This window comes from Streptomyces sp. NPDC028308 (assembly GCF_055565855.1).
This window is the reverse complement of sequence record NZ_JBVHTO010000019.1, coordinates 72,868-86,330: the sequence shown is the minus strand read 5'-3', so window position 1 is coordinate 86,330 and position 13,463 is coordinate 72,868. Positions and strand designations below refer to the sequence as shown.

The window sequence follows — 13,463 nt, the reverse complement described above, 5'->3', positions numbered from 1 at the left end:
TTGTACGTTTCTTGCATGGTGGCCCAGCGCGAGATCTCCGCGTGGCGCCCGCGAGTCCCGGGCGTCGTGGAGGTCTTCCACGCCCACTACACCGAGTACGCCTACCCGATGCACGTGCACGACGCGTGGACGCTGCTGATCGTCGACGCCGGCGCGGTGCGGTACGACCTGGACCGGCACGAGCACGGCACCCCGCACGACACGGTCTCGCTCCTGCCGCCGCACGTCCCGCACAACGGCTCCCCCGCGACGGCGGACGGCTTCCGCAAGCGGGTCCTGTACCTGGATCTGAGCCGACTCGACGAGAGCCTGATCGGGCCGGCGGTGGACGGACCCGACCTCGCCGACCCCGTGCTGCGCCACCGCGTCGGGCAGTTGCACGCGGCCCTCGCGCGGCCCGGCGACGAACTGGAGGCGGAGAGCCGGCTGACGCTGATCGGCGAGCGGCTGCGCACGCATCTGCGCCCCGGGCCGGGGGCCGGCACTCCCCCGGCCGACCGGGCGGCCGCCGACCGCCCGCTCGCCCACCGGCTGCGGGAACTCCTCGACGAGCGCGTGGTGGCGGGCATCGCCCTCGACGAGGCCGCGCTGCTCCTGCACGCCCATCCCGCCCACCTCGTGCGGGCGTTCGGCTCGGCCTTCGGCATCGCCCCGCACCAGTACCTGATGTCCCGCCGGGTGGACCGCGCCCGCCGGCTGCTGCTGTCGGGCGCCCGGCCCGCCGAGGTGGCGACGGCGACCGGCTTCTACGACCAGTCCCATCTCACCCGGCACTTCAAGCGGCTGGTCGGCGTGGCCCCCGGCCGCTACCGCACCGCGTCCCGCTGAGCCTCGTACAGGTTCCGCGGCCGTACGGCGTCGGTGGTGCCGTACAGCTCCAGGCGGGAGTGCAGGTCCCCGGTGAAGTCGGGTACGTCGGTCTGGTCGAACTCGGTGACGTCGTTCAGTCCGACGGTGGCGCTGTACGGGGCGAGTCCGTCGATCTTCATCAGTCCCGCACGGCCGTTGGTGACGCGGATGTTCCAGTGGGTGAAGCGGGCGCCGAACAGGGGCCCCGCGCTCGTGTCCCCGCCGTGGCGGCCGTTGTTCTCGACCGTGATGTCGGTGCGGACGTTCGCGAAGGGCAGGCCCCGGTGGGAGTCGAAGGTGCCCATCTCCATCCGGCCGCGCGACCAGACGTTGTACGAGGACAGGCCCTCCACGTTGATGCCGTGGAGCTGCGTTCCGGCGGGGGCCGGGACCGTGCGCCGCTCGATCGTGAAGTCCTCGATCAGGTTGTCGTGCGAGCCCTCGCGGCAGAAGTAGGGGTGGTGGGCGCCCCGCCCCGCGACCCGCGTACGGCGCAGGGTGCAGGCGGAGGCGGCGACGAGCCCGAAGCCGTTGTCGACGTGACGCACGACGACGTCGTCCGCCCAGCAGTCGTACGCGCACTGGAAGGTGACGCCGTTGTAGCCCTTGTCGAGGAGGTGCGGGGACTGCGGTGTCTCGACGGCCTCCAGGGTGAGCCCCTCGACGCCGGAACCGGTGAGGGCCGGCACGTGCGTGGTGAGCCGCGGGTCCCATTCGGGGCGGACGTCCAGGGGCAGCGGGCGTTCGAGGGTCACCTTCCTGCCCCGCACGCGCACGACGCGTACGGGCCACTCGTAGGGGACGTAGCTGGTCAGCTTCGTCTTGTCGTCCCAGGTGTACGCGGCGGGGCCCGGGCCGTCGCCCGCCATGTGCCGGAGCAGGGTGTGCCCGGCGTCGTCGGCGAGGCGGAGCAGGACGAGGCGGCCCGGCTTCAGGCCGCTCGCGTCGGCGACCGTCACCGTCCGGGATCCGCGGGTGGCCGGCGCCACCGTCGTGAGCGTCTCCCACTCGTCCCGGGCGTTGCCGGTCCAGCCCTCGAAGGGCCAGGCCCTCGCCCGGACGGCGGCGACGAGGGACTCCCAACGGGCCTGCGGCGCCAGCCAGATGAGGCCGCCCGCCCAGGACCAGGACGACTTGTCGCCGCCGTAGCGGGAGCCGTAGGGGCCGATCAGTTCGGTGAGGTTCCTGGTGGCGTACAGCGTGGTGCGGCCGCTTCCGGCGCCGCGCAGGACGACGTCGTCGTAGCCGATGCGGACGAGTCCGTCGATGCGGTAGGTGCCCGGCGGGATGAGCACCGTGCCACCGCCGGCCCTTCCGGCGGCGGCGATGGCACGGTTGATCGCGGGGGCGCAGTCGGTCGTCCCGTCGGCGACGGCGCCGTGGTCGCGGACGTCGGCGACCACGGGGCGGCGGGGGAAGCGCGCCGCCCCGGCACGCTGTCCGGCCCGGCCGACGTACGGGATCTGCGGGTGGGTGAAGGGCGTGCGGGCGAACTCCCGCCAGATCGCCGGGACTTGACCGGGCGTCGGGGCGGGGGCTCCGCCGGGCGCCGGGCCCGCCGCCGCGTCCGAGGGGGCGGCCGTCGCCGTCCCGCCGGTCACGGCCGCCGCGGCCACGGCCGTGGCACCGCCGAGCAGACTCCGTCTGGTGATCCCCGCGTACCGGTCGCCCATACCCGCCACCTTTCACACATGTGAACGACGTTCAGATCTGCGTCGGCGGTGAGCATGCCACGGCGACCCCGGGCGGGGAAGGGGGCCTGCAAGGGTGAATCGGGAAGCCCGCCGCACCAGTTGCCGGGAGCGGGGGCCTGACGAGCGGGCGGGGGGTCAGTCCGTCGGGCGCTGGGTCAAGTGCGTGAACGCATCCAGGTTCCGGGTGGATTCGCCCCGGGACACGCGCCAGTCGTACTCCTTGCGGATCGCGGAGGCGAACCCGAGCTCCAGGAGCGTGTTGAACGAGCCGTCCGCGGCTTCGAGCACCGAGCCGAGCAGGCGGTCGATCTCCTCCGGTGTCACCGCGGCGAGCGGCAGCTTGCCGACCAGGTAGACGTCGCCGAGGCGGTCGACGGCGTAGGAGACCCCGTAGAGCTTGAGGTTGCGCTCCAGGAGCCAGCGGTGGACCGCTTCCGCGTTCTCGTCGGGGTGGCGGATCACGAAGGCGTTCAGGGAGAGCGAGTGCTTGCCGACGATCAGCGAGACGGTCGTCGACAGCTTGCGCGTGCCGGGCAGCTTCACGACGTACGAGCCCGTCTCCGGGCTCTCCCACTCCAGCTCGGCCTCGGTGAGTACCCGCTCGATGATCGACGCTGCGTCAGCCATGCAGCGAGCGTACGTCAGCCCCCGGAGGGCCCGCGCGGGAGCCCCGGGGCCCCGTGACCGGGCGCGTGTCAGCCGTGGTGGGCGCGCACCCGGCGGCGGTGGGCCTGCGTCGCCGCGGTGTACACGTCCGCCGTGGCGGCGGCGGCCGTGTCCCAGCCGAAGCCCTCCGCGTGCCGGGCCGCCGCCGCGCCGAGCCGGTCGGACAGCTCCGCGTCGTCGGCGAAGTCACGCAGCACGCGCGCGTAGGCGGCGGGATCGTGCCCCTGGACCAGGAACCCGGTCCGCCCGTCGCGCACGGCCACCGGCAGTCCGCCGACCGCCGCCGCGAGCACCGGCGTACCGGCGGCCTGCGCCTCGATGGCGACCAGCCCGAACGACTCGCTGTACGACGGCATGACCAGCACCGACGCGGCCCTGAACCAGTCCGCGAGCTCGTCCTGGCAGACGGGCGGCCGGAACCGCACGACGTCGGCGATGCCGAGCCGGGCCGCCAGCTTCTGCAGCCCTTCCGGCTTGGCGAGCCCGGTGCCGCTCGGCCCGCCCACGACGGGGACGAGGATCCTGGAGCGCAGCTCGGGGCGTTCGTCGAGCAGCACGGCCACCGCGCGCAGCAGCACGTCGGGGGCCTTGAGGGGCTGTATGCGGCCCGCGAAGAGGGGGATCAGCGCGTCCTGCGGCAGGCCGAGGCGGGCGCGGGCCGCGGCACGGCCGTCGGCGGGGCGGAAGCGGTCCAGGTTGACGCCCGGGTGGACGACGGCGACCTTGCCGGGCTCGGCGTCGTAGTGGCGTACGAGTTCGTCGGCCTCTTCGGAGGTGTTGGCGATGAGCCGGGAGGCGGCGCGCACGATCTGGGTCTCGCCGATGACCCGGGCGGCGGGCTCGGGGCTGTCGCCCTCGGCGAGCGCCGCGTTCTTGACCTTGGCCATGGTATGCATCGCGTGCACCAGGGGGGCGCCCCAGCGCTCGGCGGCCAGCCAGCCGACGTGCCCGGAGAGCCAGTAGTGGGAGTGCACGAGGTCGTAGTAGCCGGGGCGGTGGCCCGCCCACGCCTGCATGACGCCGTGCGTGAAGGCGCACAGCTGGGCGGGCAGGTCCTCCTTGGCGAGCCCTTCGTAGGGGCCCGCGTCGACGTGCCGGACGAGGACGCCGGGGGCCAGCTCGACGGTGGGCGGCAGGGCCCCGGTCGTCGCGCGGGTGAAGATCTCGACCTCGATGTTGATCGCGGCCAGGCGCTGGGCCAGCTCCACGATGTAGACGTTCATCCCGCCGGCGTCGCCCGTGCCCGGCTGGTGCAGCGGTGACGTGTGCACGGACAGCATGGCGACGCGACGGGGCCTGCGGTACAGCCGGAGCCTCGAGGGTGCCGTCGCCGAGCGACGCCCGAGCCTGCTGACGTACTGGCTCACGTGGCGGTCCTCCTCGCTGCGGGCATGCCGTAAGGAGGGCGCACGGCACCCTCCAGGGGCGAGAACGCCGGAGCACTCCGCTCCATTTCCTCTTTGCCGAATCATTACCGCCTATCGCTCAACCGTTCGACGCCGTGTTGCGTACGTCGCGTAAGCGCGGCTCCGGAAGAGTCCGCGCCCTCGCAGGCGGCGGAGCCCGCCGCAGCGACCCGTGTCCCACCTGGTCCGCCGGGGTTGTCCACAGGCCGACGCCGGGGTTCATCGCGGTTGTCCACAGGCCCGCGACGGCCTCGCCCGCTCCGCATACCCTCGTACGCATGACAGCCCGCGCCGCTCCCGCCCCCCGCACTCGGCCCCGCCCGAGCGGCGGAGGCGCCGTCGTGGGTGCGGTGACACGCGGGACGACGAACCCCAACCGGCTGCGCCGCATGGACCGCTGGATCGCCGCGGCGCACGGCGCCGAGCTGCGCCGCGCCGCCGATCCGGTCGCGGTCGACCTGGGGTACGGGGCCGCGCCCTGGACCGCGGTCGAGCTGCTGGCCCGCCTGCGCACCGCCGCTCCGCGGACCCGCGTGGTGGGCGTGGAGATCGAGCCGGAGCGGGTCGCGGGCGCCAAGGCGTACGAGCGCGACGGACTGGTCTTCCGGCGCGGCGGCTTCGAGGTCCCGGTGCCGGGCCGGCCGTCGCTGATCCGCGCCGCGAACGTGCTGCGCCAGTACGACGAGGACGAGGTGGCCGCCGCCTGGGACCTGATGCGGGGGCGGCTCGCACCCGCCGACCCGGCGACCGGTTCACGCGGCGGGCTGCTCGTCGAGGGCACCTGCGACGAGATCGGCCGCCGTCACGTCTGGGTCGCCCTCGGCCCCGAAGGCCCGCGCACGGTCACCCTCGCCACCCGCCTGGGCTCCCTGGAGCGCCCGTCCGACCTCGCCGAGCGGCTCCCGAAGGCCCTGATCCACCGCAATGTCCCGGGCGAGCCGGTGCACGCGTTCCTGCGGGACTTCGACCGTGCCTGGGCCGCCGCCGCGCCCTACGCCTCGTACGGCGCGCGGCAGCGCTGGATACGCGCGGTCCGCGACCTGACCGCCGACTGGCCCGTGACGGACGGCGCGTCCCGCTGGCGGCAGGGCGAAGTGACGGTCCGCTGGGAGGCGTTGGCGCCCCGGAGGTGAGCGGTACCGGGCGGCTCGCGTGCGCGCGGGCGCCGGGATCGGGGCCCGCCACGGCGTCCGACCTGCGGGGAACGATCTCCGTGAGTCGTTCGTCACACAGACGGGGAGATCGCCTGGGGGAAAGCAGAAGGGGGTAAAGGGGGAAGGGAGTTGCCGCCTGCCCCTGTTACACCGCGCGCCGACATGGCACGATCCCCGAGGCGTCCGTAAGTTACTGACGGTAAATCAGCTTTGGGGGCGAAGTATGGGATGCGGCAAGCGGAGCCTGACCACGGCGGCCGTGGCTCTCGTCTGCGCGGTCACCGTGTTGAGCGCACCGGGCATGGCGTACGCGAGCCCGCCCGCACCGACCCCCACCCCGGCGCCGACGCCCCCGTCCGGCACAACGCCCAAGAGCGCCGCGGACCTTGAGGAGGTCCGCGAGAAGCTCGAGAAGCTGTACCACGAGGCGGCGGTCGCCACGGACGCGTACAACGCCGCCGAGGAGAAGACCGAGAAGCAGTCCACGCAGCTCGTCGGGCTGGCCCGGGAGATCGTCAAGGGCCAGGCCAAGCTGGACAGGCTCCAGGACCGGGCGGGCGCCGCGGCCCGCGCCCAGTACCGCGGCGGCGGCCTGCCGCCCGACGCCCGCCTGTGGCTCAGCGACAACCCGCAGCAGTATCTGGACGGCGCCGGCCGGGTGCGTCAGGGCGAGCACGCGACCAAGGGCATGCTCGCCGAGATGACGCGCACGCAGAAGGACTTGGCGCAGTACACCAAGGACGCGTCCGCGCAGTGGCGGCGCCTGGAGGCCAACCGCAAGGCGAAGGCCGCCGCCAAGAAGAAGATCAAGCAGCGGATCGCCACCGCCGAGGAGCTGGAGTCGCAGCTCGCCGCCGAGGAGAAGGAGCGGCTCGCCAAGCTGGAGGAGGACGCCGCGCACGCGGCGCAGACGGCCTGGCTGAGCTCCGGCGTCCTGGCGGAGATCAACGGCAAGGCGTCCCCGCAGGGCCGCAAGGCCGTGCAGTACGCGACCGCCCAGATCGGCAAGATGTACGAGTGGGGCGCCGAGGGCCCGAAGACGTACGACTGCTCGGGGCTGACCTCCCAGGCCTGGGCCGCCGCCGGACTGGGCATCCCGCGCACCTCGCAGGAGCAGTGGCGGCAGCTCCCCCACGTCGACGTCCGGTCCATGCGCCCCGGTGACCTCGTCATCTACTTCGGCGACGCCAGCCACGTCGGGATGTACATCGGCGACGGCGCGATCGTCCACGCCCCGCGCCCCGGGCGCTCGGTGACGATCGCGGGCGCCGGCTCGATGCCGATACTGGGCGTCGTACGGCCCGACAAATAAGGCCTGTCCGGACACCTCCGGGGCCCGCGAGCGGCCGGGACGGGCCCGACGTGACCCACCGCACGTGGGATGAGTCACGTCCGCGCGGCCGGGCAACCCGCGCGACGTGACGTTCGTCATTCCCCCTGGGACCGGGCCGTGCCCAATTGCGTTACGGGATGCGGCATATGACGGTGGCCGTTTGCCGCACACCATTCCGCTGCGGCGCCGGGTACCGCTATGGTCCCCGTCGGTGGGTCGGACCTTCGCCCCACCACACCCTCGGGGGGAGGGAAGGAACCCACAACGATGCCCGCACCCGTACCGCGGCAGAGAGCGATCCCGGCCGTGGAAAGTGGTCAGGCTCAAGCCGCGTCCTCACCCGTTGCCCCGTTCGCGGGCGCACCGGCGGGCGGCCCCACGGCTCCCGCCGACAACACCACCAACCTCACCCTGCTCGTGATCGAGGACGATCCGGCGGGGTCGCTGAGCGTGCCCCGGATGCTGGACGCGGCGGGCAAGCCGATCCGCATCCGCACCGCGCGCAACCTCACCGAGGCCGAGCGGCTGCTCACGGACGACGTCCACTGCATCCTGCTCGACCTGACGCTGCCCACCCCCGGCCGCGCCGCCGGGACCGAGGACGAGCTGTCCACCCTCAAGCACGTCCTCGAACTGGCGCCCCGGCACGCCGTCCTGGCGCTGACCGGGTCCGGCGACGCCGAGCGCGGTGCCGAGGCGGTGCGCGTGGGCGCCCAGGACTACCTCCTGCGCGAGGAACTCGACGGACGGCTACTGAGCCGCGCGATCCGGTACGCGGTGGAGCGGAAACGTTCCGACACGGCCGAGCGGCGGCTCACCGAGTCCCGGCTGCGGGCGCAGGAGAACGCCCGGCTGGAGCGCGGTCTGCTGCCCACCCCCCTGCTGGACGGCTCCCCGCTGCGCTTCGCGGCCCGTTACCGCCCGGGGCGCTCCCGCGCGCTGCTCGGCGGCGACTTCTACGACACGGTCCGCACGCCCGACGGCACGGTGCACGCCATGATCGGCGACGTCTGCGGGCACGGCCCCGACGAGGCGGCGCTCGGCGTCGAGCTGCGGATCGCCTGGCGGGCGCTCACGCTGGCCGGCCTGTGCGGGGACCAATTGCTCTCGACGCTCCAGCAGGTGCTGGAGCACGAGCGCGACAACGACGAGATCTTCGCGACCCTGTGCACGGTGGACATCGCGCCGGATGGCCGCCGGGCCGGCCTGTGCCTGGCCGGCCACCCGTCGCCGCTGATCGCCCGCCCCGGCCGCCCCGCGCAGTTGCTGCCGTACGAGTACGGCGGCCCGGCGCTCGGGCTGCTGCCGCAGGCCCGCTGGCCGCGCATGCAGGTGGAGCTGGGCGCCGCCTGGAGCCTGATGCTCTACACCGACGGCCTGATCGAGGGCCACGTCGGCGAGGGCAAGGAGCGGCTCGGCCAGGACGGCATGGTGGAACTCGTACGCCGCCGGCTCGCCGAGGGCCTGGAGGGCGAGGAGCTGCTGCGCGTGACGGTCAACGAGGTCAGGGACCTCAACGGCGGCGAGCTGACGGACGACGTGGCGGTCCTGCTGCTGGACCGCACCCCCTGACGGACGCCGGCATCGACCCGGGGCGCGGGCGACGACCGCATTCCGGCAGTCGGCAGGCTACTGATGGGCCCCCGCTGACGGGAGGGCGCGCGCCGGGCGTGCCGGGAGGAACCGCGCCAGGACACCGTGCGGCGAGGCGGGCCGCCTTCGAAGCGGGCGGCGCTGGAGACGTAGGTACCGAAAGGGCCCGGCGGGTCGCCGGGGCGCGGCCTTGCCCGAGGCGGGCCCGGGCTCCCGTGCGAATGCGGACGGGGACGTAGCCAGCGAGGGCGCCCAGCGGGTCACCGGCGTGGGGCCTTGCCCGAGGCGGGCCCAGGGTCCGCGACGGGGACACCTGCCGAAGCGGGCGGTGCGGGAGAACAGAGCTGTCGAGGGCGCCCAGCGGGTCGCCGGTGCGCGGGCTTGCCCGAGGGGACTCGGGGTCCGGCGGACGGGGACGCCTGCCGTAGCAATCAGCGCTGGAGACCTAGGGCCTGTCGTTTGGATCAGGCCGGTGTCGCGCGGGACGAACCGTCTATCACGGCCGACCTGATCCAAACGACAGGCCCTAGGCAGCGAGGGCGCCCAGCGGGTCCCGGTGCGCGGCCTTGCCCGAAGGGGCCCGGGGTCCCGTGCGGAGGGGGCGCCCGTCGTAGCGGGGGTCGCTCCGGACGTACGCGTCACGGGGCTCAGCGAGACCCCGCCGCAGGGGGGTGGGTCAGCGGCCGCCGTTGTACGGGCCGTAGGGGCCGTCGCTGCTGGAGCCGCGGCGGCCACGGCCGCCGCCCCCGCCGGAAGCCGTGCGCACCGCGGGCCGGACGTCCACGATGTACACGATGCTGGCGATGACGCCGATGATCGGCAGGAACGACAGGATCGAGAAGAGGTAGCTCACCACCAGCGCGAGCCCCAGGATGATCAGCCAGAACGGCTTCGTCTGCTTGTCCGCCGCACGGAACGCGTCCTCGCGCCGGAAGGCCGCGTCGAACAGCCCGAAGGCGGCGAGGGCCATCAGGACGATCTTCAGCAGTCCCAACAACCCCGCGAAGCCCAACATCAGCATGCTGCCACCGCCCGTTCCGACCGACACCTACGCCCGCCACCGTACCCGTAGAACGGGCCGGACACCCCAAGGGTGCCCGGCCGCGCTCACTGCTCCGTCGATCCGCCCCCGGCGGTCCGTGGACCGCCCTGCGGAACCGCCTACTTGGCGGGCGGAGTCGCCTTCTTGGTGGTGGCCTTCTTGGCCGCGGCCTTCTTCGCCGCGGACGCGGGCGTCACGGGGGCCGTGGTCACGGTGGCGGTCCCGGCGGGCTTGTCCTCGACCTTGATCTCGCCCGGCTCGGCCTTCGGCTCGACGGCCACGGCGAGCTCCTCGATCTCCTCGGCCGCCTCGCCGCGCCAGGTCTTCACGGCCTGCTCGCCGTGCTCGGCGACCTTCTCGTACGTCTCCCGGGCCTTGACCGCGTACTCGGCGGCGACGCCGACACCGCGCAGGGCGAGGTCCTGGGCGGACTCACCGATCTTCTTCAGGTCGGTGTCGAGGGTGCTGATGAAACCGGTGACCTTGGTCTGAAGGGTCTCCTGCGCCTCCTTGGCGCGGGCGCTGGCCTTCTCCTGGACCGCGCTCGGGTCGATGTTGCGCACGGTGTCGATGCGCGCCGGGGCCTCGGCACGGATCTGCTCCACGAGCGCGGGCACCTTCTTGGCCTGCTGGACGGCCAGGTCGGCGGTGCCGGCGAGGAAGTAGAGCGGCGTCGGGTTGGTGGCGGCCTTGCGGATGTCGTCGGTGATGGCCATGAGGGTGGTCCTCCCGGATCGGCTGTCGACTGAGGGTGTGTGCGGTCCGCCGCGCGGCGGGCCGGTCGTGGTGCTCAACCGGCCGACTGCTGCGGTCCGGTATCGCTGCCGTCGGCCGTGCGGGGGCCGCGGCGGGCGGTGTCCTGTGTACCCGGTATGTCCTGCGTGTGCCGTGCGCCGGGAGCCGTCTGCGTGTCGGTTTCCCGCACGTCCTCGGGCACCACGGCGATCTCGAAGCCGTTCTCCTTGCGGAACGACTCGTAGATCTGGAGCAGCACCTGCTTCTGCCGCTCGCTGAGCGTGGGATCGGCGAGGATGACGGCGCGCGTCTCCACCTCGTCCCGGTCCCGCTCGGCGTCGAGGATGCCGGCGCGCACGTACAGCGTCTCGGCGGAGATCCGCAGGGCCTTGGCGACCTGCTGCAGCACCTCCGCGCTCGGCTTGCGCAGCCCGCGCTCGATCTGGCTCAGGTAGGGATTGGACACCCCGGCGGCGTCGGCGAGCTGCCGCAGCGACAGCTGCGCGTTGCGCCGCTGCTCGCGCAGGTACTCACCGAGATTGCCGACGTTGAGCGATGCCATGCCCCTACCCTGCCCCACCTCCGCTAACAATTGCAAGCGCCTGCTTGCAAAAGTGCGCCACGCCACGCCCCAGGGTCCGGCCCCTTCGGCCGCGAGGCCGCTCCGAAGCGCTGCTTTCCACCCCGCCGGTAGAGCCGCTCCAAGTGACGTCGAACGGCCTGCCGACCTGGCGTCACGCCCATGACCGCCCAGGACGTCAGCACTGACGACGAGGCGCGCGTAACCATCCGCTCCCACGACGACGCGGCCGACGATCGACGTTCTGCGACCCGTTCGGCTTCGACGCAGGCTCCGTGCACACGACAGGGGTGCCGACACCGGTCGCCCTCGCCTCCGCAGCAGGTCAGGGCTCCAGTGGGCCAATGAGCGGGTGCGTGTGAGCTGGTTCGCGCTCGTATACTCGGGCGGGCTCAGGAGGGGGAGGTGGAGACGGTGAAGCTCGCCGAGGCACTGGCGGAACGCGCGGAGGCGACGCGGCGTGTGGAACAGCTGCGGGCGCGCGTCGTCGGCAGCGCGCGGTACCAGGAGGGGGAGACACCCCCGGAGGACGCGGCTCAGCTGTTGGCCGAGGCCGGTGAGGTGCTGAACGCGCTGGAAACGCTGATCCGACGGATCAACCGGACCAACGCCACCGTGCAGATGGGTCCGGACGGCACGCTCACCGATGCCCTCGCGCGCCGGGACGTCCTGCGGTTGCGTCACTCCCTGGTCACCGCGGCGGCGGACGCGGCGGCGGGCAACGGCAAGCGGGGATACGGTCGCCAGCTCCGCTCCGAGCTGATGATGCTCTCCGCTCTTCCGGTAGCCGAACTGCGCGGCCAGGCGGATGTACTCGCACGGGAGATCCGCGAGGTCGACGTGCGGATCCAGCGTACGAACTGGGAAGTCGATCTGCTGGACTGAGCAGGCCGGCGAGCCGGGACGATGTGGAGCAGGTAGCCGCTTCGGAAGCGTGCACACACCGAGGGCCGGCGGTTTCCGGCCCACTCCTGGCGCGTGAAGAGCAACGCGGGGGTTCGACTCCCCATCAACAGTGCAGCTCAGCACCGCGTACAGGTAAAAGTGCACATCGCACAGCACATCACCACGTGCAGATCCGAGTCGGCGAGGGCGGGTTCGGGGCTTTCCACATCGCAGCACCACGGCGAGCGGCGGTACGGCGCGACGGGGTGCGGGAACGGCTGATCCGTACCTCGCTCCCGACGGCCTTGACGCACCCCGGCCGAGTCCGGCCCGGTAAGCGGGCGGGGCGGGCGGGCCGCGGAACGACCTCCCCTTTTCACCGTCCCCGCCGGGTATTACCGTGACCCCCATGACTGCCGGGTCGGCCTTGTGCCGTGAGCTAGTTGGGTTCCCGGCCTCCGAGTGAGGCCCGGGCGGGCCAGGAGCCCGCCCCTCTTTCTTCTTCCACTCACCGCCCTACCACGGGCATGCCCGCGTGCGCCCCGTGGCGATTTCCCCTGCGCGAAAACAGGGGAAAGGCGGGAGCAGGGCATCGGGAAATCCACGAAAAGAAAAGACGGCACACACGCCCACGGAAGAAAGCAGCGAATGCCCAACCCCTTCAACCAGCAGATCATCGACGAGTTCCGGGCCAACGGCGGCCGGGTCGGCGGCCCCTTCGAGGGAGCGCGCCTGCTCCTGCTGACGACCACCGGCGCCCGTACCGGCGCCCCGCACACGACACCCGTCGGCTACTACCCCGACGGCGGCGGCCGGGTCCTGGTCATCGCCTCGGCAGGCGGCTCGCCCCGGCACCCCGACTGGTACCGGAACCTGGTCGCCGACCCCCGCGTGAAGGTCGAGACCGGCGTCTTCACCTACGAGGCCGAGGCCGAGGTCCTGACCGGCGAGGAGCGCGACGAGGTCTTCGCGCGCGCCGTCGACGCCGACCCCGGCTGGGCCGACTACCAGGCCCGGACGGAACGGGTCATCCCGGTCGTCGCCCTGCGCGAGATCCCCAAGGCCGGTCCGCCGGACATCGCGGCGCGCTCCGCAGGCGAGGCCCTGAAGGTCGTCCACGACGCCTTCCGTCGTGAACTCGCGCTCATCCGGCAGGAGTTCGCCAGGTCCGGCCCGGTCCTGGGAGCGCAGCTGCGGATCAACTGCCTCACCCTGTGCCAGGGCCTGCACAACCACCACACCGGCGAGGACACGATGCTGTTCCCGTTCGCCGCCGACCGGGACCCCGGATTCGCCCCGGTCCTGGAGCGCCTGCGCCACGAGCACGAGCGGATCGCCGTCCTCCTGGAGGAACTGCGCCGCGCCGTCACCGCCGAGGACACGGACCCCGGCGCCGCGCTCCGCGAGGTGGAGCGCCTCACCGCCGAGCTGGAAGCGCACCTCGCCCACGAGGAGGAGGTGCTGATCCCCGTACTGGAGGCGGTGTCCGCGCCGGCCCCCTGATCCCGTCCCCGACGGGCGCGGCC

Annotated in this window: 12 protein-coding genes; 6 read left to right on the top strand and 6 right to left on the bottom strand. The window is 73.1% G+C overall.

From position 1 onward, the window contains the following. Positions 1-15: 15 nt before the first annotated feature. A complete protein-coding gene (locus ACZ4VA_RS36730) occupies positions 16-828 on the top strand; it encodes an AraC family transcriptional regulator (RefSeq protein WP_468084178.1) in 813 nt (270 codons plus the stop codon). Here the strand turns inward: ACZ4VA_RS36730 and ACZ4VA_RS36725 are convergent. From ACZ4VA_RS36725 to mshA, 3 genes are all read right to left on the bottom strand, one after another. Continuing rightward, a complete protein-coding gene (locus tag ACZ4VA_RS36725; RefSeq protein WP_468084176.1) occupies positions 807-2,522 on the bottom strand; it encodes a glycosyl hydrolase family 28-related protein in 1,716 nt (571 codons plus the stop codon). The genes ACZ4VA_RS36730 and ACZ4VA_RS36725 overlap by 22 nt on opposite strands. A gap of 156 nt (positions 2,523-2,678) precedes the next feature. Beyond that, on the bottom strand, positions 2,679-3,170 hold the full coding sequence (locus tag ACZ4VA_RS36720) for a type III secretion system chaperone family protein (protein ID WP_355783579.1): 492 nt from the start codon (positions 3,168-3,170) through the stop codon (positions 2,679-2,681). Between the two features lie 68 nt (positions 3,171-3,238). Next, positions 3,239-4,576, bottom strand: coding sequence for a D-inositol-3-phosphate glycosyltransferase (gene mshA / locus ACZ4VA_RS36715; RefSeq protein WP_356169593.1), 1,338 nt, complete (start codon positions 4,574-4,576; stop codon positions 3,239-3,241). A 380-nt stretch (positions 4,577-4,956) separates the two neighbouring features. Between mshA and ACZ4VA_RS36710 the strand changes: the two genes are divergently transcribed. From ACZ4VA_RS36710 to ACZ4VA_RS36700, 3 genes are all read left to right on the top strand, one after another. Continuing rightward, entirely contained in the window at positions 4,957-5,748 is a 792-nt protein-coding gene (locus tag ACZ4VA_RS36710; RefSeq protein ID WP_355783573.1) for a class I SAM-dependent methyltransferase, read from the top strand. A 244-nt stretch (positions 5,749-5,992) separates the two neighbouring features. Further along, a complete protein-coding gene (locus tag ACZ4VA_RS36705; RefSeq protein WP_355783571.1) occupies positions 5,993-7,081 on the top strand; it encodes a C40 family peptidase in 1,089 nt (362 codons plus the stop codon). Positions 7,082-7,369: 288 nt separating this feature from the next. Then, complete coding sequence (locus ACZ4VA_RS36700; protein WP_355783568.1) at positions 7,370-8,674, top strand: PP2C family protein-serine/threonine phosphatase; 1,305 nt, start codon at positions 7,370-7,372, stop codon at positions 8,672-8,674. A 697-nt stretch (positions 8,675-9,371) separates the two neighbouring features. On the opposite strand, the gene ACZ4VA_RS36695 is transcribed toward ACZ4VA_RS36700, so the two are convergent. The 3 genes from ACZ4VA_RS36695 to ACZ4VA_RS36685 form a co-directional block, all read right to left on the bottom strand. Then, positions 9,372-9,716 carry a DUF2516 family protein gene (locus ACZ4VA_RS36695; protein WP_356169599.1) on the bottom strand — a complete coding sequence of 115 codons (345 nt, stop codon included), beginning with the start codon at positions 9,714-9,716 and terminating at the stop codon, positions 9,372-9,374. A gap of 140 nt (positions 9,717-9,856) precedes the next feature. Then, positions 9,857-10,453, bottom strand: coding sequence for a hypothetical protein (locus ACZ4VA_RS36690; RefSeq protein ID WP_468084172.1), 597 nt, complete (start codon positions 10,451-10,453; stop codon positions 9,857-9,859). A 74-nt stretch (positions 10,454-10,527) separates the two neighbouring features. Beyond that, the gene (locus tag ACZ4VA_RS36685) at positions 10,528-11,034 is read right to left on the bottom strand and encodes a helix-turn-helix domain-containing protein (RefSeq protein WP_355791489.1); all 507 of its coding nucleotides are present in this window, start codon (positions 11,032-11,034) and stop codon (positions 10,528-10,530) included. Between the two features lie 432 nt (positions 11,035-11,466). Between ACZ4VA_RS36685 and ACZ4VA_RS36680 the strand changes: the two genes are divergently transcribed. Both ACZ4VA_RS36680 and ACZ4VA_RS36675 read left to right on the top strand, forming a co-directional pair. Then, positions 11,467-11,937 (top strand): DIP1984 family protein, encoded by a 471-nt coding sequence (locus tag ACZ4VA_RS36680; protein ID WP_468084199.1) that lies wholly within the window; start codon positions 11,467-11,469, stop codon positions 11,935-11,937. 648 nt (positions 11,938-12,585) lie between these two features. Beyond that, on the top strand, positions 12,586-13,440 hold the full coding sequence (locus ACZ4VA_RS36675) for a nitroreductase/quinone reductase family protein (RefSeq protein WP_355791486.1): 855 nt from the start codon (positions 12,586-12,588) through the stop codon (positions 13,438-13,440). The last annotated feature ends 23 nt before the right edge of the window (positions 13,441-13,463 follow it).

Coding starts and splice junctions, on each gene's coding strand:
- ACZ4VA_RS36730 (WP_468084178.1), top strand. CDS start 16: ATGGTGGCCCAGCGCGAGATCTCCGCGTGGCGCCCGCGAGTCCCGGGC.
- ACZ4VA_RS36700 (WP_355783568.1), top strand. CDS start 7,370: ATGCCCGCACCCGTACCGCGGCAGAGAGCGATCCCGGCCGTGGAAAGT.
- ACZ4VA_RS36695 (WP_356169599.1), bottom strand. CDS start 9,716: ATGCTGATGTTGGGCTTCGCGGGGTTGTTGGGACTGCTGAAGATCGTC.
- ACZ4VA_RS36690 (WP_468084172.1), bottom strand. CDS start 10,453: ATGGCCATCACCGACGACATCCGCAAGGCCGCCACCAACCCGACGCCG.
- ACZ4VA_RS36675 (WP_355791486.1), top strand. CDS start 12,586: ATGCCCAACCCCTTCAACCAGCAGATCATCGACGAGTTCCGGGCCAAC.
- ACZ4VA_RS36720 (WP_355783579.1), bottom strand. CDS start 3,170: ATGGCTGACGCAGCGTCGATCATCGAGCGGGTACTCACCGAGGCCGAG.
- ACZ4VA_RS36685 (WP_355791489.1), bottom strand. CDS start 11,034: ATGGCATCGCTCAACGTCGGCAATCTCGGTGAGTACCTGCGCGAGCAG.
- ACZ4VA_RS36705 (WP_355783571.1), top strand. CDS start 5,993: ATGGGATGCGGCAAGCGGAGCCTGACCACGGCGGCCGTGGCTCTCGTC.
- ACZ4VA_RS36725 (WP_468084176.1), bottom strand. CDS start 2,522: ATGGGCGACCGGTACGCGGGGATCACCAGACGGAGTCTGCTCGGCGGT.